At 69.9% G+C, this 21,408-nt stretch carries 22 protein-coding genes and 3 pseudogenes; 11 read left to right on the top strand and 14 right to left on the bottom strand.

Features of this window, described 5'->3' with window-relative positions; all coding sequences use genetic code 11:
- Positions 1 to 64: 64 nt before the first annotated feature.
- Positions 65 to 811: pseudogene (locus tag C1J00_RS11760) on the bottom strand (hypothetical protein); the annotation flags it as partial.
- Positions 812 to 1,036: 225 nt separating this feature from the next.
- Between C1J00_RS11760 and C1J00_RS11755 the strand changes: the two are divergent.
- Positions 1,037 to 2,395, top strand: coding sequence for an NsdA family TPR-like regulatory protein (locus tag C1J00_RS11755; RefSeq protein WP_102908991.1), 1,359 nt, complete (start codon positions 1,037 to 1,039; stop codon positions 2,393 to 2,395).
- Between the two features lie 35 nt (positions 2,396 to 2,430).
- Complete coding sequence (locus C1J00_RS11750) at positions 2,431 to 2,928, top strand: NUDIX domain-containing protein (RefSeq protein WP_102908990.1); 498 nt, start codon at positions 2,431 to 2,433, stop codon at positions 2,926 to 2,928.
- A gap of 179 nt (positions 2,929 to 3,107) precedes the next feature.
- On the opposite strand, the gene C1J00_RS11745 is transcribed toward C1J00_RS11750, so the two are convergent.
- A complete protein-coding gene (locus C1J00_RS11745; RefSeq protein ID WP_102908989.1) occupies positions 3,108 to 3,305 on the bottom strand; it encodes a hypothetical protein in 198 nt (65 codons plus the stop codon).
- A gap of 660 nt (positions 3,306 to 3,965) precedes the next feature.
- Between C1J00_RS11745 and C1J00_RS11740 the strand changes: the two genes are divergently transcribed.
- Positions 3,966 to 4,217, top strand: a complete 252-nt coding sequence (locus tag C1J00_RS11740; protein WP_245936309.1) for a GntR family transcriptional regulator — start codon at positions 3,966 to 3,968, stop codon at positions 4,215 to 4,217.
- Positions 4,218 to 4,267: 50 nt separating this feature from the next.
- Positions 4,268 to 4,588: a hypothetical protein gene (locus C1J00_RS11735; protein ID WP_102908987.1), complete on the top strand. Its 321-nt coding sequence runs from the start codon at positions 4,268 to 4,270 to the stop codon at positions 4,586 to 4,588.
- A gap of 400 nt (positions 4,589 to 4,988) precedes the next feature.
- Here C1J00_RS11735 and C1J00_RS11730 read toward each other — a convergent pair whose 3' ends face one another.
- Positions 4,989 to 5,558, bottom strand: a complete 570-nt coding sequence (locus tag C1J00_RS11730) for a hypothetical protein (RefSeq protein WP_102908986.1) — start codon at positions 5,556 to 5,558, stop codon at positions 4,989 to 4,991.
- A gap of 459 nt (positions 5,559 to 6,017) precedes the next feature.
- Between C1J00_RS11730 and C1J00_RS48080 the strand changes: the two are divergent.
- Positions 6,018 to 6,215, top strand: a pseudogene (locus C1J00_RS48080) (helix-turn-helix domain-containing protein); the annotation flags it as partial.
- Positions 6,216 to 6,296: 81 nt separating this feature from the next.
- On the opposite strand, the gene C1J00_RS46655 reads toward C1J00_RS48080, so the two are convergent.
- Entirely contained in the window at positions 6,297 to 7,100 is an 804-nt protein-coding gene (locus C1J00_RS46655; RefSeq protein ID WP_245936308.1) for a hypothetical protein, read from the bottom strand.
- 280 nt (positions 7,101 to 7,380) lie between these two features.
- On the opposite strand from C1J00_RS46655, the gene C1J00_RS11720 reads away from it, so the two are divergent.
- Positions 7,381 to 7,560 carry a nuclear transport factor 2 family protein gene (locus C1J00_RS11720; RefSeq protein WP_102908984.1) on the top strand — a complete coding sequence of 60 codons (180 nt, stop codon included), beginning with the start codon at positions 7,381 to 7,383 and terminating at the stop codon, positions 7,558 to 7,560.
- 618 nt (positions 7,561 to 8,178) lie between these two features.
- Here C1J00_RS11720 and C1J00_RS11715 read toward each other — a convergent pair.
- Both C1J00_RS11715 and C1J00_RS11710 read right to left on the bottom strand, forming a co-directional pair.
- Complete coding sequence (locus C1J00_RS11715) at positions 8,179 to 8,412, bottom strand: hypothetical protein (RefSeq protein ID WP_102908983.1); 234 nt, start codon at positions 8,410 to 8,412, stop codon at positions 8,179 to 8,181.
- 16 nt (positions 8,413 to 8,428) lie between these two features.
- A complete protein-coding gene (locus C1J00_RS11710) occupies positions 8,429 to 9,583 on the bottom strand; it encodes an inorganic phosphate transporter (protein ID WP_102908982.1) in 1,155 nt (384 codons plus the stop codon).
- Between the two features lie 104 nt (positions 9,584 to 9,687).
- Here C1J00_RS11710 and C1J00_RS11705 point away from each other — a divergent pair, with 104 nt between their 5' ends.
- Positions 9,688 to 10,422, top strand: a complete 735-nt coding sequence (locus tag C1J00_RS11705) for a VOC family protein (protein WP_102908981.1) — start codon at positions 9,688 to 9,690, stop codon at positions 10,420 to 10,422.
- A 76-nt stretch (positions 10,423 to 10,498) separates the two neighbouring features.
- Here the strand turns inward: C1J00_RS11705 and C1J00_RS11700 are convergent, their stop codons facing one another.
- The 7 genes from C1J00_RS11700 to C1J00_RS11665 form a co-directional block, all read right to left on the bottom strand.
- On the bottom strand, positions 10,499 to 11,719 hold the full coding sequence (locus tag C1J00_RS11700; protein WP_102908980.1) for an RNA polymerase sigma factor: 1,221 nt from the start codon (positions 11,717 to 11,719) through the stop codon (positions 10,499 to 10,501).
- Between the two features lie 29 nt (positions 11,720 to 11,748).
- On the bottom strand, positions 11,749 to 12,162 hold the full coding sequence (locus tag C1J00_RS11695) for a YciI family protein (protein WP_102908979.1): 414 nt from the start codon (positions 12,160 to 12,162) through the stop codon (positions 11,749 to 11,751).
- 85 nt (positions 12,163 to 12,247) lie between these two features.
- Positions 12,248 to 12,481, bottom strand: coding sequence for a hypothetical protein (locus tag C1J00_RS46650; RefSeq protein WP_102908978.1), 234 nt, complete (start codon positions 12,479 to 12,481; stop codon positions 12,248 to 12,250).
- 69 nt (positions 12,482 to 12,550) lie between these two features.
- Positions 12,551 to 13,135: a dihydrofolate reductase family protein gene (locus tag C1J00_RS11685; RefSeq protein WP_102908977.1), complete on the bottom strand. Its 585-nt coding sequence runs from the start codon at positions 13,133 to 13,135 to the stop codon at positions 12,551 to 12,553.
- Positions 13,136 to 13,602: 467 nt separating this feature from the next.
- Entirely contained in the window at positions 13,603 to 14,214 is a 612-nt protein-coding gene (locus C1J00_RS11675) for a GNAT family N-acetyltransferase (protein ID WP_102908976.1), read from the bottom strand.
- A 387-nt stretch (positions 14,215 to 14,601) separates the two neighbouring features.
- Entirely contained in the window at positions 14,602 to 15,771 is a 1,170-nt protein-coding gene (locus C1J00_RS11670; protein WP_102908975.1) for a family 2 encapsulin nanocompartment cargo protein polyprenyl transferase, read from the bottom strand.
- A gap of 111 nt (positions 15,772 to 15,882) precedes the next feature.
- Positions 15,883 to 17,289, bottom strand: a complete 1,407-nt coding sequence (locus C1J00_RS11665; RefSeq protein WP_102908974.1) for a family 2B encapsulin nanocompartment shell protein — start codon at positions 17,287 to 17,289, stop codon at positions 15,883 to 15,885.
- 255 nt (positions 17,290 to 17,544) lie between these two features.
- Here C1J00_RS11665 and C1J00_RS11660 point away from each other — a divergent pair, with 255 nt between their 5' ends.
- Positions 17,545 to 18,453, top strand: coding sequence for a 1-aminocyclopropane-1-carboxylate deaminase/D-cysteine desulfhydrase (locus tag C1J00_RS11660; protein ID WP_102908973.1), 909 nt, complete (start codon positions 17,545 to 17,547; stop codon positions 18,451 to 18,453).
- Between the two features lie 67 nt (positions 18,454 to 18,520).
- On the opposite strand, the gene C1J00_RS11655 is transcribed toward C1J00_RS11660, so the two are convergent.
- Positions 18,521 to 20,119: a Na+/H+ antiporter gene (locus tag C1J00_RS11655; protein WP_102908972.1), complete on the bottom strand. Its 1,599-nt coding sequence runs from the start codon at positions 20,117 to 20,119 to the stop codon at positions 18,521 to 18,523.
- Between the two features lie 62 nt (positions 20,120 to 20,181).
- On the opposite strand from C1J00_RS11655, the gene C1J00_RS11650 reads away from it, so the two are divergent.
- The 3 genes and pseudogenes from C1J00_RS11650 to C1J00_RS46640 all read left to right on the top strand — a co-directional run.
- Positions 20,182 to 20,442, top strand: a complete 261-nt coding sequence (locus C1J00_RS11650; protein WP_102908971.1) for a UBP-type zinc finger domain-containing protein — start codon at positions 20,182 to 20,184, stop codon at positions 20,440 to 20,442.
- A gap of 260 nt (positions 20,443 to 20,702) precedes the next feature.
- Positions 20,703 to 21,116, top strand: coding sequence for an ATP-binding protein (locus C1J00_RS11645; RefSeq protein WP_003992877.1), 414 nt, complete (start codon positions 20,703 to 20,705; stop codon positions 21,114 to 21,116).
- Between the two features lie 17 nt (positions 21,117 to 21,133).
- Positions 21,134 to 21,408, top strand: a pseudogene (locus C1J00_RS46640) (RNA polymerase subunit sigma-70); the annotation flags it as partial.

The raw sequence follows: 21,408 nt of genomic DNA, 5'->3' as shown, positions 1-21,408 counted from the left end.
GGTTGAGGGCTTCCAGGGCGGGCGATAGGTGCCGGCCCGCCCCGGAGCCTGGTGTGCGGTGTTGCGCGGCTGGGCTCACGCGGTGGGCGTAGACCTGCTCAATCCAGCCGGCCTTGAAGGCCGCGAGGTCGTCCCGGAAGGCGGCCATCGAGGCACCGTAGGGCGCGACGACGCCACCGGTCTGGTCCGGCACGGACTGGCAGCCGTGTACGAGCCTGCCGCCGAGGGCGGCGTGAGCCTTGATGGACTCGATCCGGCGGTGCTCGTTGAACCAGCCACCGTGGTAGACCTCGTCCAGCATCCCGCCCATCTCGTCGTCCAGGTCGAAGACGACGGAGGTGGCGGCCGGGAAGAACCAGCACGGGCCGACGTTGGAGATGTGCCCGTCCAGCTCGACCTTGTTCAGCGCCATCAGCGTGGCCGCCTCGCGTAGCATCCGCAGGTGCTCGGCCGTGATCTGCGGCAGGCCGAGGCCGACGAGGTGCTCGTCGCGGAACAGGTACGCGTACACCGCGTAGGCGGTGGACAGCACGCGGGCGGCATCCGAGGTGGACTCGGCGTGAGCCTTGATGAAGTCCAGCGCGAGCTGCTCGACCGCGCTCTCGGTGGTCTCCTGCGCCCCCAGCAGCTGGGACTTGACCAGCTCCCAGTCGGCGACGAGCCACGTGTTCGACTCGAAGCGGAAGAAGTACTGGGCCGGGTCGATGGCGATGCTCCGGCCGTCGACCTGGATGCCGGGCAGGCGGCTCCAGCGCTCGTCGAACGCCTCGGGCAGCTCGACCGTGATGGCCGTGGTGTCGATGGTGGTCACCGTGTCTCCGTCTCTGATCGGCCGGGTTCGGGCACAGGAATGCCCGAACCCGGTGTAGGTGTACGGAACTTCGGGGGCCGCCCGGCCGAAGGGGGGAGCCTGGTCGCGGTGTCGGACCGGGGCCGGGCGGCTGATGATTAGTGAACTCCTCGTCACGCACAGTGGGTACCGTGAGAGGCAGTTGAAGCGGTATACGCGGTTTACAGCTCTGGAGCGGAGGCGATCGTGGCAGCAGCGCCGAGAGGTCCCAACTCCCGCCTGCGTGACGTCATCGAGGGGATCGGCTGCACCTACGAGGCTCTGGCGAAGGACATCCGGCGTATCGCGGCCGAGAACGGCGAGATCCTCCAGACCAACAAGTCGGCCGTCTCCCACTGGGTGAACGGCACACGCCAGCCGACCGGAGGGACCGGCCAGTACCTTGCGGAGGCGCTGTCCCGCCGAGCAGGCCGCACCATCACCTCGGTCGAGATCGGCCTGCGAGCACCCGAGACGGCGGTGTCGGAGGAGCCCGATCCTGTTCTGGCCGCCACCGATCTGGGCCGTGCCGACGTCGAGCGCCGCCGTTTCCTTGCCGTGGCTGCCTTCACCACGGCCGGCGTGGCCATGCCGCTCTTCTACGACCACGAGGCCACCGCCCGCATGTTGCGGGCCCGCACCGGCAGCTCGCTGGTCGGGATCGAGGACGTGGACGTCGTACGGCAGATCACCGCAGCCTTCAGTGCGGCCGACGAACGCCTCGGCGGCGGCCATGGCTTGACCACCGTCACCGCTTACCTCGCCGACACCGCCGCTCCCATGCTCCGCGGACGCTTCCCGAACGAAGCCCTACGGCAAGCGGCCTTCGGTGCCGTCGCCGAACTCGCATACCTCGCTGGGTGGAAGCACCACGACCTCGGCCAAGAAGGCGCCGCCCAGCGCTACTACCAAGTCGGCTACCAACTCGCCTGCGAAGCCGACCCGCGCGGTCACGCCGCCTGGATGATGCGCGCCCTCGCCCACCAAGCCCTCAGCCTCAAGCAACCCCACCACTGCGTCGACCTCGTCGAAGGAGCCCTCGCCCGCGGCCTGGGCCGCGTCGACGGCCAGACCGAGGCCCTGCTGCACATCACCCACGCCCGCGCCTACGCCGCGGTCGGCGCGAAGCCCGCAGCGGCCCGCGCCCTGCTCGCCGCCGAAGACGCCCTGCTGCGCGACGACGGCCCCCAGCCCAGCTACTCCCGCGTCAGCGGCCCGGCAGCCGGCACCGTCGCCAGCCACACCGCCCGTACCCTGACCGACCTCGCCGACCACGTCGGTACCGAGCAACAACACCGCGACGCCCTGGTGCGCTGGGACCCCGAGAAGTACAAGCGCGTCCACGCCCTCACGCACGCCGACCTCGGCGACAGTCTCGCCGCCCAGGCCCGCGCCGATGAGGCCGTCGCCGCGTGGTCACAGGCTCTAACGCTGATGGCGGGCATGACATCCGACCGCACGCGCAAAGCGATCACTTCGCTCCGCTCCACCCTGTCCGTTTACCAGCGTCGCAAAGTGCCCGGAGCCGCCGAACTCGCCCGCCGCGCGCGCGAGGCGCTGGCCTAAGCTGCCACCATCCGGCCGACGAAGGGACACCAGCCGTGGCTCAGCGGACAACCGACGACCAGCCCAAAGCCCTGCCGCCCGCCCTCGAATCCATGACCCTGCTGGTCGCCGCCGTCATCGTCCACGACAAGGCCACCAACCGCGTCGTCCTCCTCCAACGCAGCCAGAACGCCAAGTTCGCCCAGGGCATGTGGGACCTCCCCGTCGGCAAGAGCGAACCCGGCGAGCCCATCACCGAGACCGCCGTGCGGGAGCTGTACGAGGAGACCGGCCTGACCGTGAAGCCGGATTCCCTCAAGGTCGCCCACATCATCCACGGCGCCCGGGGCGTGGAGGCCCCCAACGGCTTCCTCACCGTCGTCTTCGCCGCTAACGAATGGATGGGCGAACCCGAAAACCGCGAACCTCGCAAGCACGCCCAGGTCCGCTGGGTCGATGCCGACGCCATCCCCGCGGAGTTCGTGGACACCACCGCCAGTGCCCTCCACGGCTACCTCGCGGGTGGTCCGGAAGTCTCCCTCGGCGGCTGGTGATAGGAACGCCCACACCTCTTTCCGGGGGTGCCGCTCTGGCTCCGATCCGGTTCCGGGTAGCCATCGCCGCCTGAGCCCACGGACGGCCACGGAAGCGCACAGAGACGCCCCCCGCCGGGCGCGAGTACTGGCGGGGCGTCTCTATGTCCAGGGAAAGCGACGGAGACCCCACGACGGGCCTACGCGGCCATGGGCGGCTCCTCGTCGTCCGCCGGGGGCGGCACCTCGGGCCTGCGGAACTGCCGCCACGAGTCGCGTGCGCGTCCGGCGGAGTCGATCACGTCCGGGACCTGGTCCAGCAGACCCTTCAGAGCGAAGAGCAGCACGGAAGCCACGCCAGCGATGGCGAGAATGATGATGATGGCGGTGCCGTCCACCGATCCTTACCTTCCCTGTCATGGGTCGGATCGGGTGCGCAGGCAGCCTCGATCCGAACCCTACGGTTCGGACCGAGACACCTGCGCGGATGCACCAGGCGCAAAGGTGTTCTCGGAGTGGGCTGAACAAGTGTCAGCCCGGCATTGCGAATTACTGGGGGTAGACGTCGGCCCCCGTTTCACGGCTTGGCGTGCATCCAGCCCCATGTACGGGCTCACAAGCTCAACGGGCGCGTCTTCTGGAGTCGGCCTTGCGCCGAACATCCAGATGGGAATCAGAGGCCGTTGCGACCCCTGAACACTCATCAGTTTAGCGCAGATCAATCAGCAATGGGTGAAGACGCAACGAAGCCCCACCCCGGTCGAGTTGGTGTGGGGCTGATGGGAGGTCAGGTCAGCGTCTGTCGGAGGTGCCGTTGCCCTGGTAGGCGTAGCACTGGTAGAGGGGCCACCGGTCGTCGAGTAACGGCAGGTTCGGCATGGAGTCGACCGACCACTCGCACGCTGACCTCGCCAGTCTCCTTGGTGGTGGCGTCGTACGTGTACACCCGAATACTCAACCCGGCCATGAGGCCCCCTCGTCGTCCTGACCAGTAGGTATCGCGGTATCGCGATAAGACTGCGGTAGCGCGGCACAATGCGTGATCGTACGGTCGAAGAGTGGGTGCCGATCTTGACCGTACTCGTCCGATCTGGCGCCAGGTGGCTGAGGTCATCAGCAAGCGCATCGGCGACGAGACCTATCCGCCGGGCAGGCGGGTGCCAGGCATCGTCGAGCTGATTGCCGAGTTCGGCATCGGGGCCAGCACCGCCCAGAAGGCGTTGGCGCACCTGCGCGACACGGGTGAGGTGGGTACCGAGCTGGGCTTGGGCACGTTCATCGCCGACCCTAGAAGGCCGGCTCGACCTTAAGGTTCAAGAGTGTGTTACCCCACGGCTCCGGTTGAGGGAGTCTGTTTGCCATGCAGCTCTTACACATTGAGGTCTGGATCGGCGACCGGTGGCAGCGCGCCCTGCAGCTCGACGGCAAGCGAGAGTTCTGGCCGCCGAAGGATGGCGACACCGATGACCGTCAGTCGCAGGAGCTTGAGGAGTTCCTGAAGGACCACCCGGGGACGTTCTGGGTCGAGACCACCGCCAGCCCGCACGGCGTGTACGTCGGCCCGGGTGTGCCTCAGATGACGACGATCAGCGCCCTGACACCGAGAGAGAGGTTCAACGGTTCGACTACCTTTCTGGTGGTCGAACCTCCGGCACTCAGCCCTCAGCCGACCACCACGTGATGTACGTGTGGTCTTGCTGAGGCCGTGCCGACGTCTGGCTCTCGGTGCCTTACCAGGGCTTACTTAGGAAGCCTTCACCCTCTTACTCTGCGCCTCTGTGCGCCTCGTTCTTGGCATGACGTCCCGAGGAAGCTTGCTCGGGATCGCGGACGTTTCTGCGGCCCAATTTTTCCTACCTGCGATTCAGTCCGAGCTGGTCCATCAACTAAGGACTGCCAGCTACTCAACTTCACGGAGGTGTCGGGCACTCCGCTCGCGGCACAAGCAACCCTACCGGATCCGGACCGCGTTGACGGGTCACCCGGGGCGAGGCTCTCCGTGGGGTATCCCCGGGCCGCTACGGCCGGACGCCCACACCGTCATCAAGGCGGCCCGATGCGCCTTGGACCCGCGTTGAGCCTCAGCGCTTGACGGCGTCCCTCCGGAAGGGGCTCCGCCACCGCTCCAACTTGAAAGGCACCTTGAAATCTGCCTCGGCAAGGATCGCCTCGGTCATACGCTTCTCGATCAGGTCGGCGCTTTCGCTCAGCGTCTTGATCTGCTCCAACTTCTCTTCTGCTCTCCGAGCTGACTCGGGGTCAGCTCGAGCCATGCTGTCGAAGTCACGCCACTCGCTGAGGGCCTTCATCCATTGTGTGAACCCGACCAGTGCCAGGTCATCCAGCGCCTGGACGGCGGTTGAACCGAACATCGAGAGCTGCGCTCGGAGTGGGCCGAGATCCTTGAGTTCCTCCTCTGCGTCGAAGACTTGGGACGGTGTGGTTCGTTTGGCGAGGAAGTCTCGGCGGGCGGACCCCATGGCCCGACGCGACTTCAGCAACTCGACGTATGTGTCCATACGGCGGTCCCACCTCTTGTGCCGACGGTCGCGGGCGCGGGTCAGCAGGTGCGTGAAGAGTACGGCGGATGTTGAAGCCACAGCGCCGACGGACGCGGCTATGAGGGTGGCTTCCCAGGGTTCCAGTGCCATATCGGGAGCGTAGGGCTCCGTGGGGTCTTCCGTGGCCTCGTACGGGGATCTACGGCCGGACGCCCCGGACGGGGGCTCCAGGCCACGGGAGCCCGGAGCGGGGTATGCCCGTGCCCGCTGGCCGGAGTCCCGGACGGCCGGGCGTCATGTTGAGGCCCCCAGGTGCTCGCCGGCCTTACCTCCCGTGATCGATCTCAATACTTCTCGTGACTGGCGCTGAGGGGTCGGCGCCCCTCCGCCTACTTGCTCCACACGCAAATTGCACGGCGCGTAAATCCCGTGATTCTCCTGGTGGGGCAGCAGGCTCGTAGCCGTCCGGCCCCTGCTTCGGCGGGTGATTGATACCGGGGAGCGGGGGACAGCCGGGGGCAAGGTTCGCGACAGACTCGGCAGCTTGCGAGGTTCGGACCGCCGACACGGCGGGGCCCCACCCGTCACCCACCGAGGTGCGAACAGTCCCTGACGGGAACTGCCACGCCTGCCCTGGTTTTCGACCCTGACGCGCTGCGCCGGATTCGGCGTGAGCATGGGCTCAGTCAGACCGACCTCGGCGAGAAGGTCGGCCGAAGCGTCGCCGCTGTCTCCCGCTGGGAGTCGCAAGTCAACGCCCCGGTCCTGGACGTCATCGACAGTCTGGCCTCGGTACTCGGCGTCGGCTTCATGGAGCTGACCACCCGCGCAGTGAGATCTTCGGTCAGTTCGCGGGAGACGGGCACCGCTTACACCCGTTCAAAATCGCTACTCGGGCAGAGGCGGGGTGCCGAGCGCCTTTCGTACCGCGCTCGTGAAGCGTTCCCGGCTGAGTTCCCGTGCTTCCTTGTTGCGCTTGAGTACATCAACCATTGTGGATGCCTCGTCCATGGTTGCGGACAGCCGCTCGAAATTCTCCAACAGTGCTCCGTGCGCCTCTGCGGAAGCTTGCCGGTACTGCTCCATGCTCAGCATTACTTCGCGCAACAGGGGGTGACCATCGAGGTCTCGTAGATCTAGTCCCTGATCACGCGCGGCCTGTATGAGCTCTGCAAGTTGCCCTGTGCGCTGCCTGTATTCCTCTGTGGCCTCGGTCATGGCGTCGAGGGCAACCGGGCGACCCTCGACCGCCGCTGTCGCGGCTTGGGCTGCTTCGATGAACCGGGTGGAGACCTCGACGTCTTCCTGCATCGTCGCGGTCAGTTCCTCAGCCGCGTGTGTAACTTCCTCCGGCCCCAAGAGGGCTATGCGCCGTGCGCGTTCCGCCATACGGCTTGCGGCCCCTCTCAGATCATCGAGACCCGTTGAATCGGGCTCGTGCCCGTCTCCAGACGCTTGTGTGATGCGCAAGCACTCGTCCCACGCTTCGAGGAAGCCCTCATATGTACTGAGCCGTTGCTGCCTCAGCCAATGGCCATGCTCAACGGCACCTTGGTCCTGCACCTGTCGTCTCACGCTCTCAGCGTTCTTTTCGGCGCCGATTCTGGTTGAGCGTGCTGCGATGACGGCACCCATCACGGTTCCGGCCAACCCGAACACCGCTGCCACGAGAGCGATCACCGACTCTTTCACAACGGCTCATCATGCCCTCGGAGTTGATGTTTAGGAACGGGGCGCTAGGTGGGGTCGGGTACGGCTGCGTCGGTCTCTGCGTGGATGCGCACGACCTCGGTCTGTACGCGGGCGTCGCCCCAATCCGGATGCAGGGTGCGCGCCTTGGTATCAGTCGACGCGGCCTCGGCCTGAGGGATCAGGCCGAGGATTCTGCGCGGTGCTCTGCGGGTCCTCGCTGACGGTGTCGCCGAGCTGAAGCTGCGGGCGCTGCTCGCCGCTCACGGTGGAGAACCTGAGGATGCGGTCGAGCCCGGAGTACGAAGTCCACGGCACGTCGGCGGTGACGGGACGGCCCTACGACAACCGCTTCGTCTCCGTCGTGACCGTCAGGGACCGCAAGGTGACGCACTGGCGCGACTATCGGGACCTCATCGCCGCATTCGACGCACAAGGACGGCCACAACACCGCCCCTCGTAACAGCCGACGCACCCGCGCCAAGGCCGCCATCTCCCAGGGGATCCGGCTTCCTCACCAAGGCACTCAACGCCGGAGCCCTGTCTCACGTCGGCGTGATGACTGTCGGCCTTTGGACGGCACTCTGGGGACCTCGGCGGTCCCGGCACAGCGCAAGGCCCGCCCGGCCGCGGTGCGCCTGCTCACGCGGTCGGCGACGGTGGTGCGGTTGGCGCCCGGCTGACACCGTGCTCCAGGGGACTCTCGACGCCCGCCCCAGCGGGGTCCTGCTCGCGCAGGCCCAAGCAGTCCGCACACAGTCCGCAGGACACCCGCTAGCGACCGTCGCACCCCATCGCCACCAATCACCAAAAGGCCAGGTCAGCACCCCACAGGAAACATCCCCGCAGGTCACCAACCTGGCCCATTACTAGGAGACCAAGAAGGCCTGATCTTCCTCAAGGTGGCCGGACCGGCGATTTCGCTGGCCGGGCAGGAGGAAACTGCGGAGCCCCGCACCCGGTGACGGGTACGGGGCTCCGCTGTTGTCTTCCGACTCTCCCGTCCTTCCGGTTCCCCTGGGGCTACTCGGTGGGCGGCTACGTCGGGTGTTCCACAGTGAGGCCGACCGAACCAGTGGCGCTAGCGGAACTGAGGGACGATCAGGTAGATCCCGTACGCCACCACGGCCGCGCAGGCCAGGAAGCACAGGGTGGCCTGGGTGAGGCCGAGGGCAAAGGTGCCGCCCCTCCGGGCGCGGGTGCCTTCCAGGCGGGCGACGCCGAGGACGCCCAGTGCGAAGACGACGGCCACGGCGACGGTCGCGCCGACGCTCACCGCGGCGACCAGTGCGAGTGCGGTCCAGTCCAGATGCATGTCCGATCCCCATCGCTCAGGCGGCCGCGCCGACCTTGGCCGGCGGCTCGGTGCGGATGCTGACGTCGTGCGCGTCGTTGACGTTGTGCGCGTGCACCGGGTTGCGGCGCGAGATGACGACGATGCCCGCGGCGAGGGACGCGCCGACCAGCGCGACGACCGCCGTACCGAGGTCCCCGCCGTTCTGTACGACCGCGGCGGCCAGCCCCCCGACCAGTGCGGCGGCGGGCAGGGTGATCACCCAGGCGACCGCCATCCGGCCCGCGACGCCCCAGCGGACCTCTGCGAGCCGCCGGCCGAGCCCCGCGCCGAGGATGCTGCCGGAGGCCACCTGCGTGGTGGACAGGGCGAATCCGAGGTGGGCGGAGGTCAGGATGACGGTCGTGGAAGCGGTCTCGGCGGCGAACCCCTGCGGCGACTGGATCTCGGTGAGGCCCTTGCCCATCGTGCGGATGATCCGCCAGCCCCCGAGGTACGTGCCGAGCCCGATGGCGAGGCCCGCGGACGCGATCACCCACAGGGGCGGGCCGGCGTCGTGGCCGAGGGCACCGGCCGAGATCAGGGTGAGGGTGATGACGCCCATGGTCTTCTGCGCGTCGTTCGTGCCATGGGCGAGCGAGACGAGCGAGGCGGAGGCGACTTGACCGATGCGGAAGCCCTTGGTGACGGAGTCCTTGCGGGCCCGGTCGGTGAGCCGGTAGGCGAGGTAGGTGGCGAGCAGCGCGGCGACACCGGCGACGACCGGCGAGGCCACCGCCGGCACCAGTACCTTCTCGACGACCTTGTCGAAGTCGACGCCGCGGCTGCCCGTCCCGACCCACACGGCCCCGATCAGGCCGCCGAACAGCGCGTGCGATGAGCTCGAGGGGAGACCGGCCAGCCAGGTCAGCAGATTCCACAGGATCGCGCCGATGAGCCCCGCGAAGATCATGCCCGGGGAGACGAGGGTGTCGTCCACGATGCCGCCGGAGATGGTCCTGGCGACCTCAGTGGACAAGAAGGCACCGACGACGTTGAGGACACCGCTGATCAGGACCGCCGTACGGGGAGCGAGCGCGCCGGTGGCGATGGACGTGGCCATCGCGTTCGCCGTGTCGTGGAATCCGTTGGTGAAGTCGAAGGCGAGTGCGGTGACGATGACGACCGCCACGAGGAACGGGATGTGGTCCATTCCTGAATGCAAACAAGCGCGGGTCAATGGACGGGGAACGGTGGGACAAAGGCTGGTCAAGGTTCACGCGGGTGGCGGTGGCGCGTCCTTCTAGGATCGCGCTCATGAGGATCAGCTGGACGTACGCCTTCATCGACCGCCCGCGTGACGCCCTCGGCCCCGCCTGCGACTTCTGGACGGCGGTCACGGACACCCGCCTGTCCGAACCGCGCGGCGCACACGACGAGTTCGTCACCCTGCTCCCCGACAGCGTCGACGCGTTCGTGAAGGTGCAGGCGGTGGGTCCGGGGCCGGGCGGTGCACACGTCGACTTCTGCGTGGACGACGTGCCGGAGTTCGCCGCCGCGGCGGTGCGGCTCGGCGCGGATGTGGTGGCCGACCTGGGATCGCTCGTGGTGCTGCGCTCGCCCGGCGGACAGTTGTTCTGCGCGGACCCCTGGCGCGGGCAGTCGTCGCGTCCGGGCGTGGTGCGGGGCAGCCGGCTCGACCAGGTGTGCCTGGGCGTCCCCGCCTCGGCCTACGCCACGGAAGTCGCCTTCTGGAGCGCCCTGCTCGACGGCTGGGAGTCGCTGCCGGGCTCCCTCCCGGAGTTTCACGTGGTCAAGCCGCCGCCGGGCCTGCCGATCCGTCTGCTCCTGCAACGCCTCGGTGAGGAACGCCCGGCATCCGCCCACCTCGACCTCGCCTGCGCGGACGTCGCGGCGACCCGGGCGCTGCACGAGGAGCTCGGGGCCGTCTTCGTGACCGGCTTCCCCGGCTGGACGGTGATGCGCGACCCGGCGGGCGGCACGTACTGCCTGACGGGCCGGGATCCGGTGACGGGCGGGCTGCGCGGCTAGGAACTGCTGACAGATGCGCCCAGCCGGTCGCGACACCGCGCCACGCCGCTCCCCCGGCATGCCCGTGCTGCACACGCTAGTCGGCCAACCGCGCCGCCCGGGCCCGGAGGTAGCGCTGCTCGGGCAGGCTCAAGGTCTGTGCGGCCGCCGACTCGTAGGCGGCGCGGGCGGCTTCCGGTTCGCCCACCCGCTCCAGCAGATGGCCTCGTACGGCGTCCAGGCGGTGTCCCTTCAACTCGCCGGACAGGGCGTCCACTTCGGTCAGACCTGCGCGCGGGCCGTGGACCATGGCGACGGCGACCGCGCTGTTGAGGCGTTCGACCGGGCCGGGGACCAGACCGACGAGGACGTCGTACAGGCCCAGGATCTCGTCCCAGTCGGTCGACTCGGGTGAGGACGCCTCGTCGTGCACGGCGGCGATCGCGGCCCGCAGCTGGAACGGCCCGGGGCGGCCCCGGGACAGGGCCCGGGTGACCAGCGCGACGCCCTCCTCGATCGCCGCCCGGTCCCAGCGGTCGCGGTTCTGCTCGTCGAGGGGGATCAGCTCGCCGCGCGGACCGCTGCGCGCGTCGCGACGGGCGTCGGTGAGCAGCATCAGCGCGAGCAGACCGGCCACTTCGCAGTCGCCGGGCAGCAGCCGGTAAACCGTGCGGGTCAGCCGTACGGCCTCCCCGGCGAGGTCGCGGCGTTGGAGCGCGGCGCCCGAAGTCGCCGTGTAGCCCTCGTTGAAGATCAGGTAGAGGGTCTGCAGGACGGACGGCAGCCGCTCCTCCCAACGGTCCGGCCGGCCGAAGCGCACACCCCGCACCTTCTGCTTGGCCCGGCTGACTCGCTGGGCCATCGTCGCCTCCGGGACCAGGCAGGCCCGCGCGATCTCCGCCGTGGTCAGACCGCCCACGGCACGCAGCGTGAGCGCGATCTGCGCGGGCGGCGACAGGGCCGGATGGCAGCACAGGAATAGCAGCGAGAGCGTGTCGTCCGCACGCGGCGCCCGCTCCCCGGGGGGCGGCGCGGTGAAGGCGTCCCGGGGCGTGAGGGCGGCCATCCGCTCCTCGCGCTGCCGCCGGGCCTGATCGCTGCGCAGGGCGTCGGTGAGCCGCCGCGAGGCGACCTTGATCAGCCAGCCGCGCGGATTGCCTGGCACCCCCACCGAGGGCCACTGCCCGGCTGCCGCGAGCAGCGCCTCCTGCACGGCGTCCTCGGCGGCGTCGAAGTGCCCGTACCGTCTGACCAGCGCACCGAGGACCTGCGGCGCGTCTCGGCGCAGCAGGTCCTCGATCTCCGGTGAGTTCCTCACCAGTGTGTCCGTCGGCGTCGGCCGGCTCGTCAGATGTCCCCGGAGCCGTCCATGATCGGGCGGATCACGACGGGGTAGTCGGGGGCGCCGGCCGGCTGGGGGCAGCGAGCGACGCGGTCGGCGATCTCCGTGACCCGCTCCAGGCTCTCGCACTCCAGGACCCAGTAGCCGGCCAGCAGCTCCTTGGTCTCGCTGTACGGGCCGTCGGTGATCACGGCCTTGCCGTCGTCGCCGAGGGTGACGTGCCGGGTCTGCGCCGGCTCGGCCAGGCCCTGCCCGTCGACGAGCTCGCCCGTCTCGGCCAGATCGTCGTTGATGGCACCCATGTAGGCGAACATCGTCTGCAGCTCCTCCTCGCTCCAGGCCGGGGAGTGCGTCGACGCCTTGCCACGCATGGCGTCGTAGTCCGCCTGTGTGCCCTGCACCATGACCAGGTACTTCATCAGTCCGCTCCTTCGGCTCTCACCGCCCCGGTGGGCGGCTCTTCACAGGGGACGTCGGAGCCGGTCCGCCTATCTCGACACGGGCTCAGAGAATTTTGGCGGCTGAGTCTCCGGGAGCCGGTTCGGGCGGGTTCGTGGCAGGTGGCGTGGTTTCCCCGGGGGCCGTGCGGGCTTGCGCCGACCGGGTGCCTTTGGCGGTGTGGCCGCTGTCGGCGTCCTCCGCCTCATAGGCCCCGCACGCGGGGTTGCGGCACGGTCCCGCCTCCCAGCGCGGGACCCAGGCGCCCAGCGTCTTGTGACGCCGGACGACCGTCTCCACTGGCTGTCCGCAGTCCGGACAGACCTGTTCTTCGCCTGCCCATGTCCTCAGAGTAGGCCGGTCGGGGGCTCAGCGCTTCCTGCTGTACCTGCGCGCCAGCGCGCCGTTGCCGAACGTGCGCACCGACTCCAGGGCGAACTCCGAGATCGCGAATCCGGAGCCGAACATCGGCATGCCCGTGCCGTACACGAGTGGGTACGTCTTGATGACGAGCTCGTCGATCTCGTCGAACAGCTCGCCGGCGACCTTCGAGCCGCCGCACAGGTAGATGCCGAGCCCGCCCTCCTCCGCCTTCAGTTCGCGGACCTTGCCGGCCAGGTCGTCCGCGATGATCTCCACGTTCGGGTCGGGCGACTCCTGGAGCGTCCTGGACGCGACGTACTCGCGCAGGTGGGCGTAGGGGCTGGTGATGCCTTCCTTCAGGGCGAGGTCGTAGCTGGCCCGCCCCTGGATGACAGTGTCGAACCGCTTGTTCGGCAGGTCGTCCATGCCGAGGGCCCGGCGGCCTTGGGTGGGCACGGTCTCCGGGTACTCCGCCTTGAGGAAGGCGAGGAACTCCTCGTCGACGAAACGGATCATCGCCGTTCCGTCGCCGCCCGGGTCGCCGATGAAGCCGTCGATGGAGCAGGCGATGTAGTACGTGAGCTTTCGCAAGCCGGTCTCTTTTCGTAGGCTGCCTTGCAACAACGTCAGTTGTAGTACTTCTCCTGTAGTGGTCGCAAGGGTGTTGTGGCAGCCGGTCGAAAGTGGGAGAAGGGACTCCGCATGGTCAGCAACCCCGGGCGGCGGGCCGCGCTCGTCGACGCCACCGTCGAGGTGCTCGCACGCGAAGGGGCGCGTGGGCTGACGTTCGGGACTGGTGGAGCGGATCGTGGCGACGGTACTGCCGGAGGATGGCCGGGTGGACGGGAGGACGGGGGGACGGGGGCCCCAAGGCCTGACAGGGGCGCCCGCGAGGTCGCGTCGCTTGTCCGGAGGGCGGCTGCGCGGCGGAGTACGGGCGGCGGCGCGGCAGGTGCCGTTCTCGCGGTACGGCGCCGCAGGTACCGCTCTCCCGGGGCGGCGCCGCAGGTACCGCTCTGGCCGGTACGGCGCCGCAGATGCCGTTCTCGCGGTACGGCCTACGCGGGCCGGTGGGGCCTGGGCTCGCGCCACATGGGCCACATCGACGGGCCGTCCGGCAGGTCCAGGGCCGGGCCGGCCGGCTCGAAACCCAGGCGCTCGTACAGGTTGCGGCTACGGGCGTTGCTGGCCTCCAGGTAGGCAGGCAGCCCTTCGCGGTCGCAGCGGTCGAGGACGGCCTCGATGAGCGCGGTGCCGAGGCCCTCGTCCTGACGGCCGGGGGCCACACCGATCATCCACAGGTACTCGTGGGCCCGCCCGGTGGGATGGATGGCGGCCATCAGCCGACCGATCCTCTCCACGCGCTCGTTGTCCGGGTCGACGGCTTCCCGCACCTGGGCCGGTCCTTCGTCCTCCGCGTCCCCGTGGCCCTCGTCGGCGGGCACGGAGAGCCACAGCGCGCAGGCCGAGCCGTCCTCGGTGACATCTATGCGGCCGGCCGCGAGGACGATGTCTGTGAAGGCTGCCATGAGCCGGGGGTGCTTGGCACGGCGGTCCTCCACGCCGGGGAAGACCCAGCCGCTCACGGGGTCGTCCTGGAACGCCTCGTCCAGCAGCCGGACGATCAGTTCCCTGTCCCCTTCGCCCGCCGTCCGGATGGCCACACCCATGCCGCACCCCTTCGCTCGTCCCGACCGGCGTTGATCGTAGGGGGGCTGGCCCTCGCCCAGGGGTACGAGCAGGATCTTGGCTAGATCCGATCAAACGTTTGCCCAAACTCGACGGATGCGGGGAGGTGGCGGGTCCCGCACACCGTGGGGCGGAGGTGGCGGGTCCCGCACACCGTGGGGCAGTGCGGGACCCGCCGACCGGATGCCGGTGGCCGTGCGGGGTCAGGAGCCGCACGGCCCCGTCGCTCCGGGGCCCTGTCATTCGGTCAACCGAAGGGGCGTCGCTGGTGCGGGCGGTCTCCAGCCGTTGCCGACGGACCGCTCACTGCTGCGGGCCATCCATTGCTGCGGCCGGTCAACGCTGTGGCCCGTCGAGGCTGTGGCCCGTCAACTGCTGCGCCGTGTCACGAACTCGGCGAGGGCCAGCAGGCCGTCCGCCGCCTCCGGGTCCGGCACCGCCCGGGTTAGCTGCTGCATCGCCCGGGCCATCCGGTCGGCGGCCTGGCCCTGCGCCCAGTCACGGCCCCCCGCGCGCTCCACGGCCAGGGCGATGTCGTCGAGGTCCTCCTTCTCGCTGGTCCGTGCGTACAGTTCGGCGAGTTCGGCCGCCGCCGGTGTGCCGGAAGTGAAGGCCGCCACCACCGGCAGCGACTTCTTCCGGGCGGCCAGATCGGCACCGGCGGGCTTGCCGGTGCGGCGCGGGTCACCCCATATGCCGATGACGTCGTCGATGAGCTGGAAGGCGAGCCCCGCCTCCCTGCCGAACGCGTCCAGCGCCGCCACTTCCTCGTCAGAGGCCCCCGCGTACAGCCCTCCGATCGCGCACGCGCTCCCGATCAGAGCGCCCGTCTTGGCCTCCGCCATCGCGAGCACCTCGTCGAGCGTGACCTCTCCCGGGGCACACCGCTCCATGGCCGTGTCCGCGTGCTGGCCCGCGCACAGTTCCACCACGCAGTCCGCAAGCCGGGCGGCGGCGGCCCGGGACGCCGGGTGCGGGTCCTGAGCGAGAAGCCGCAGGGCCAGCGCCTGCAGGGTGTCCCCGGCGAGGATGGCGTCGGCGTCGCCGAACACGGTCCACGCGGTGGGGCGGTGGCGGCGTGTTGTGTCCCGGTCCATCACGTCGTCGTGCAGCAGCGTGAAGTTGTGCACCAGCTCCACCGCTGCGGCCGCCCGAGCCGCCCCCGCCCGCGCCTTCTGTCCGCCGAGGGCGGCCGCCGCGGCGAGAACCAGGGCGGGCCGGATCGCCTTGCCGGAGCCCCCGTCCGCCGGGGTGCCGTCGGCCTGCTCCCAGCCGAAGTGGTGGAGCGCGACCCGGCGCATCGGCGCGGGTAGCGAGCCGAGCGCGGCCCGCAGCACCGGGTCGACCTCCGCCCGGGCCCGCTTCAGCAGCATGACCGCCTCGTGCTCTTCGGCCGGCCCCCGCTCGCCGTCCCTCTGTGTCCCGATGCTTCCCTGCCTTTCCGGAGCCCCGGCCGACCGCCCGGGTTCGGCGCGACGCTGTCCGGCGTGGGCGGGCAGCGTCGTCCCCTTCCCGGACAGCGTGAGGGACTCACCCATGGGACCGCCTCGGAGGATGAGCGGACGGTGGCGCTTCCGCTGCCGCTGGGCTCGTACCCCGAGGATGTACCCGCCCCGACGGGCGGGGACACGGCCGGCGTGCCGGGAGCGTCACCGCCAGCGGCCGATCTCGACGTTCTCCAGGACCCCGAGCGCGTCCGGTACCAGGACCGCGGCCGAGTAGTAGGCCGTGACCAGGTACTTGATGATGGCCTGTTCGTTGATGCCCATGAAGCGGACCGACAGGCTCGGCTCGATCTCGTCGGGGATGCCGGAAGCACGCAGACCGATGACACCCTGATCGGCCTCGCCGGTACGCAGGGCGATGATGGACGTCGTACGGGCGTCCGAGACTGGGATCTTGTTGCACGGGAAGATCGGCACACCGCGCCAGGTCGGGATGCGGTTGCCGGCCATGTCGATGGTCTCGGGGACCAGCCCGCGCTTGTTGAGCTCGCGGCCGAACGCGGCGATGGCGCGCGGGTGGGCGAGGAGCATCTTGGTGCCGCGGCGCCTGCTGAGCAGCTCGTCCAGGTCGTCCGGCCCGGGCACGCCGTCGTGCGGCTGGATGCGCTGGTCGTACTCGCAGTTGTGCAGCAGACCGAAGTCGCGGTTGTTGATGAGCTCGTGCTCCTGGCGCTCCTTCAGCGCCTCGACCGTCAGCCGGATTTGCTGCTCGGTCTGGTTCATGGGCTGGTTGTAGAGGTCGGCCACGCGCGTGTGGATGCGCAGCACGGTCTGGGCGACGCTCAGTTCGTACTCACGGGGCCGGGCCTCGTAGTCGACGAAGGTGTGCGGGATGTCCGGCTCGCCGGAGTGGCCGGAGGAGAGGTCGATCTCCTTCTCGCCGTACTTGTTGGAGCGCTGCGAGGGGATGGAGCGGCGCTGCCGGAGGTGTTCACGCAGGGTGTCCGAGCGCTCCGCGATCTGCTCGAACTCCTGGCGGGGCAGCACGAGCACGGTGCACGCGGTGAGGGCGCGGGCGGTGTACTCCCAGATCGCGTCCTCGTTCAGCAGCGCGTCGTCGCCGAAGTAGGCACCGTCGGCGAGGACTCCGAGGGACTCGTCCTCCCCGTACGGTCCCGTGCCGACCTTCTCCACCCTGCCGTGCGCCAGGAGGTACACCTCCTCGGACGGGCCGCCGAACGAGGCGATGACATCGCCCGCCGGGATCTCCCGCTGCTCGCAGCGGCGGGCGATCTCGAATAGCACCTCCTCGTCGTCGTACGATCGCAGCGCCGGCAGTTCGCCCAGCTCGGCGGGGATGATCTCGACGCGGTCGCCGGTCTTCACGAACGTCAGCCGGCCGTCGCCCACGGCGAACGTCAGCCGCCGGTTCACCCGGTACGTACCACCCTGGATGTCGACCCACGGCAGCATCCGCAGCAGCCAGCGGGAACTGATCTCCTGCATCTGTGGCACGGACTTGGTCGTGGTGGCCAGGTTCCGCGCGGCCGCCGTGCCGAGACTCTGCTGCGGCTTGGTCTGCTCCGTGCGGACCTCTTCGCCTACCGACATAGAGAACTGCCCTCCCGGTTGTGACCGACGCCCATACGCCCCGGGCATCGATGTGCACGAGCAAGCCTTCCTCACTCGACGTCGCGGTGCTATTACACGAAAGAGCGGGAATGGATCTTTGCGCCGCTGGGCAGAGGGGGCCCGTCACGGCGTCGGAAGACACCCGCGTCCGCACGCCGGACCGGGTGCCCGCTCCCAGAGCTTGGCGTCAGTACCCGAGCCCCCTCCCCCACACTTCCGGGTGACAATGGCCCGGTGATCAGCCCCGACACTCCCGGACCCGCCGCGCTGCGCCCCCGTCTTCCCTCGCCGTTGCAGGAGGTCGTGGACGGCCGGTTCGAGCGCCGGGGCGTGCGGCTGCTGCTGAAGCGGGACGATCTGATCCACCCGGAGCTGATCGGCAACAAGTGGCGCAAGCTCGGGCCGAATCTGGCAGCGGCGGCCGGCCGGACCATCGTCACCTTCGGCGGAGCCTGGTCCAACCATCTGCGCGCGACGGCCGCGGCCGGCCGGCTGCTCGGCATCCCCACGATCGGTGTCGTACGCGGCGACGAGCTGGCCGGCCGGCCCCTCAACCCCTCCCTGGCCCGCTGCACGGCCGACGGAATGCGGCTGCACTTCGTCGACAGGTCGACGTACCGCCGCAAGTCCGAGCGGCCCGCCCTGGCCGGCATCCTGCGCGCGGCGGACGCCGAGGAGGCCTACGTCGTCCCCGAGGGCGGCAGCAACGCCGAGGCGGTGCGGGGCTGCCGGGCGCTCGGCGCCGAACTGCGCGGGCGCGCCGAGGCCGTCGCCGTGGCCTGCGGCACCGGCGGCACGCTCGCGGGGCTGGCCGCCGGTCTCCCTCCCGGCCAGCGCGCCCTGGGCGTGCCGGTACTCGCGGGTGGCTTCCTGACCGCCCAGACGGAGGCGCTGCAGCATGAGGCCTTCGGTGGCCGGCGCGGCACCTGGAGCCTGGACGACCGTTTCCATTTCGGCGGCTACGCGCGCGTGCCCGCCGAGCTCGACGCCTTCGCTGCGGACTTCGAGCAGCGGCACGGCCTGCCCGTCGAACGCCTGTATGTCGCCAAGCTGCTGTACGGGCTGGTCACCCTGGCCGGTGAAGGTGCCTTCCCGCGTGGGACAGCGGTGGCGGCCGTGGTCACCGGCCGCCCCTTCTCCTGAGGTGTCGCTGCCTCCCCCCGAGGTACCGCACCTGTCGCTGCCTTCCCCCCGAGGTACCGCACCCTCGTCACGCCGCCTCCCGGAAGGCCGCCGCCTCCTCCAGGTCCAGTCTGCGCAGCAGGGTCCGCAGCATCTCGTCGTCGATGTGGCGGCCGTCCCGGAGCTTGACGAACACCTCACGCTCGGCGCTGATCATCTCTCTCGCCAGCCGCCGGTAGGTGTCGTCGACGGACTCCCCGCTGATCGGATTGGCCTGCCCGAGCCGCTCCCAGACGGCGTTGCGGCGCCGCTCCAGGACGATGCGCAGCCGGTCGGCGAGCGGGGCGGGCAGGGCGTTGCGCTCGTCGGTGAGGAGCTCGTCCAGGCGCCGTTCGGCGGCCCGGGAGGCCTGCGCCTGGGCGTTGGCCTCGGCGAGCGTCTCGGTCTGCGCGTCGCGCCCGGGGAACTTCAGGAGCCGGATCAGCAGGGGCAGTGTCAGGCCCTGCACGACCAGCGTCCCGATGACCGTCGTGAAGGTCAGGAAGAGGATGAGGTTGCGTTGTGGGAAGGGCTCCTCACCGTCGTGCATGGTGAGCGGGATCGAGAAGGCGATGGCCAGTGAGACCACGCCCCGCATCCCGGCCCACGCAACGATGAACGGCCCCTTCCAGCTCGGGTTCTGCTCCCGTTCCCGCACCCGTGCCGACAGCAGCCGCGGCAGGAAGGTGGCCGGGTACACCCAGACGAACCGGGCCACTACGACGACCAGGAAGACGGCGACCGCGTACCAGGCCGCCTCGACGCCCTCGTACTCCCCGAGACCCTTCAGGACCACCGGGAGCTGCAGGCCGATCAGGGCGAACACCGCCGACTCCAGGACGAAGGCGACCATCTTCCAGACCGCCTCCTCCTGCAGACGGGTGGCGAAATCGACCTCCCACGCGCGGTGCCCCAGGTAGAGCGCCACGACCACGACCGCGAGGACGCCTGAGGCGTGCACCTGCTCGGCGGTCGCGTACGCGACGAAGGGGATCAGCAGGGAGAGCGTGTTCTGCGGCAGCGCCTCCTTCACGTGTGTGCGCAGCCAGTGGATCGGCGCCATCAGCAGCAGGCCGACCACGACACCGCCGATCGCCGCGAGCAGGAACTCGCCGATGCCTCCGGCCCAGGTCGCGCCCTCGCCGACGGCGGCGGCCAGGGCCACGCGGTAGGCGGTGATCGCGGTCGCGTCGTTCAGCAGGGACTCACCCTGGAGGATCGTGGTGATGCGCGACGGCAGTCCGACCCGCCGGGCCACCGCCGTCGCCGCGACCGCGTCCGGGGGCGCCACCACCGCGCCGAACACCAGGGCCGCGGTCAGCGGCATGTCCGGCACGATCACGTACAGGGCCCAGCCGACCACGAAGGTCGCGAACAGCACGTACCCGACGGACAGCATGGCGACCGGCCGCAGCTGCGCCCGCAGGTCGAGGTAGGAGCTGCCGGTGGCGGCCGTGTGCAGCAGCGGGGGCAGGATGAGCGGCAGGACGATGTGCGGGTCGAGCGTGTAGTCGGGCGCCCCGGGGACGTAGCTGACCGCCAGCCCCACGGCCACCAGCAGCAGCGGCGCCGGTACCGGGGTACGCCGCGCTGCCCCGGCGATCGCGGCACTGCCCGCCACGAGCAGCAGCAGTGGCATCACGTCCATCGTTCTCGCCCGCCCTCGGTTTTCGACGCGGTCTTCCGCCTGACCGTCGTAACCTGGCAATCATGAAACAGTGCACGCACGCCGACGCGCTGCCGCACCCCGAACCCGGCCCGCTCAGCGAGACGTGTCCGGAGTGCTTGGCGGAGGGCATGGATCCGGTGCAACTACGGCTGTGCCTCAGCTGCGGTCACGTCGGCTGCTGCGACTCCTCGCCGGGACGGCACGCGGCGGAGCATCATAGGGAGTCCGGTCACCCCGTGATGCGGACCCACGAGCCCGGAGAGACCTGGCGTTGGTGCTTCGTCGACCATGTCCTGGTGTGACACGACAGGACCCCGGCGCCGGACGGTTCAGCCGTCTGACGTCTGGGTACGTCAACCCGGCGCGCGCTCTTCCCATTTGGGCCCGCCCGACCCCTAGACACGGAGCGTATCCACAGGTTTACTGTGAGTGACGACAAGGGGTTGGGGTCCCGGGGACAGGACCGTCAAGAGCGCGATAGCGTCACCGCTGAACCACGTATCGCGTTACCCCGGGGGGCGACCCCCGGCCCTGAAACGCTTGTACCACCATGGAGGTGAGGGTGTCCCAGATCGCAGGCGAGCCCGCGACCCAGGACTTCGTGGAAGTCCGGCTGCCGGCCGCGGGGGCCTACCTGTCGGTGCTGCGTACGGCCACGGCCGGTCTCGCGGCCCGTTTGGACTTCACCCTCGACGAGATCGAGGACTTGCGCATCGCCGTGGACGAGGCCTGCGCGATCCTGCTTCAGCAGGCCGTGCCCGGCTCGGTGCTCAGCTGTGTCTTCCGCCTCGTCGACGACTCACTCGAGGTCACCGTCTCGGCGCCCACGACGGATGGCCATGCCCCGTCGCGGGACACCTTTGCCTGGACGGTCCTGTCCGCCCTCGCGGGCAAGGTCTCCTCCGCCGTGGACAAGGACAAAACCGTTTCGATCAGCCTCTACAAACAGCGCGGCGCGGGACCCGGGCCGGCGTGAGGAGCGAGGACGGGCCGGTGCGGGACGAAGAGCGCGGCACACGAGAGCTGCCGGCCGGGGGCACGGGCACGAGCGGCCCGAGCGGTGCCCGGCACATGGCGGACGGCATCGACGGCATCCCCGAGCAGGCCCGCCCGCACCCCGAGGACGACTCCACGGAGGCCGTCCTCCCGGGCGGCGGGCGGCCTGACCGGGACGGTGCCGTGCGGAGCGCGCCTCCAAGCGGAGGGATCGCCGCATCCCCGGCCCAGGGGGGTCCCGCCACTCGCGAGGAGTCGAGAGTGGCGGAGGA

Source organism: Streptomyces cahuitamycinicus (assembly GCF_002891435.1).
In the GTDB taxonomy this organism is placed as follows: Bacteria; Actinomycetota; Actinomycetes; order Streptomycetales; family Streptomycetaceae; genus Streptomyces; species Streptomyces cahuitamycinicus.
Note: the sequence above shows the minus strand (reverse complement) of the source record. Positions and strands in the feature narration are given on the sequence as shown.

Excerpts from the sequence above, each read along its gene's own strand:
- C1J00_RS11705 (WP_102908981.1), top strand. The coding sequence starts at position 9,688 with ATGAGGATCAGCTGGACGTACGCCTTCATCGACCGCCCGCGTGACGCC.
- C1J00_RS11715 (WP_102908983.1), bottom strand. The coding sequence starts at position 8,412 with ATGCATCTGGACTGGACCGCACTCGCACTGGTCGCCGCGGTGAGCGTC.
- C1J00_RS11735 (WP_102908987.1), top strand. The coding sequence starts at position 4,268 with ATGCAGCTCTTACACATTGAGGTCTGGATCGGCGACCGGTGGCAGCGC.
- C1J00_RS11710 (WP_102908982.1), bottom strand. The coding sequence starts at position 9,583 with ATGGACCACATCCCGTTCCTCGTGGCGGTCGTCATCGTCACCGCACTC.
- C1J00_RS11655 (WP_102908972.1), bottom strand. The coding sequence starts at position 20,119 with ATGGACGTGATGCCACTGCTGCTGCTCGTGGCGGGCAGTGCCGCGATC.
- C1J00_RS11650 (WP_102908971.1), top strand. The coding sequence starts at position 20,182 with ATGAAACAGTGCACGCACGCCGACGCGCTGCCGCACCCCGAACCCGGC.
- C1J00_RS11720 (WP_102908984.1), top strand. The coding sequence starts at position 7,381 with ATGCGGTCGAGCCCGGAGTACGAAGTCCACGGCACGTCGGCGGTGACG.
- C1J00_RS11695 (WP_102908979.1), bottom strand. The coding sequence starts at position 12,162 with ATGAAGTACCTGGTCATGGTGCAGGGCACACAGGCGGACTACGACGCC.
- C1J00_RS11675 (WP_102908976.1), bottom strand. The coding sequence starts at position 14,214 with ATGGGTGTGGCCATCCGGACGGCGGGCGAAGGGGACAGGGAACTGATC.
- C1J00_RS11670 (WP_102908975.1), bottom strand. The coding sequence starts at position 15,771 with ATGGGTGAGTCCCTCACGCTGTCCGGGAAGGGGACGACGCTGCCCGCC.
- C1J00_RS11665 (WP_102908974.1), bottom strand. The coding sequence starts at position 17,289 with ATGTCGGTAGGCGAAGAGGTCCGCACGGAGCAGACCAAGCCGCAGCAG.
- C1J00_RS11730 (WP_102908986.1), bottom strand. The coding sequence starts at position 5,558 with ATGGCACTGGAACCCTGGGAAGCCACCCTCATAGCCGCGTCCGTCGGC.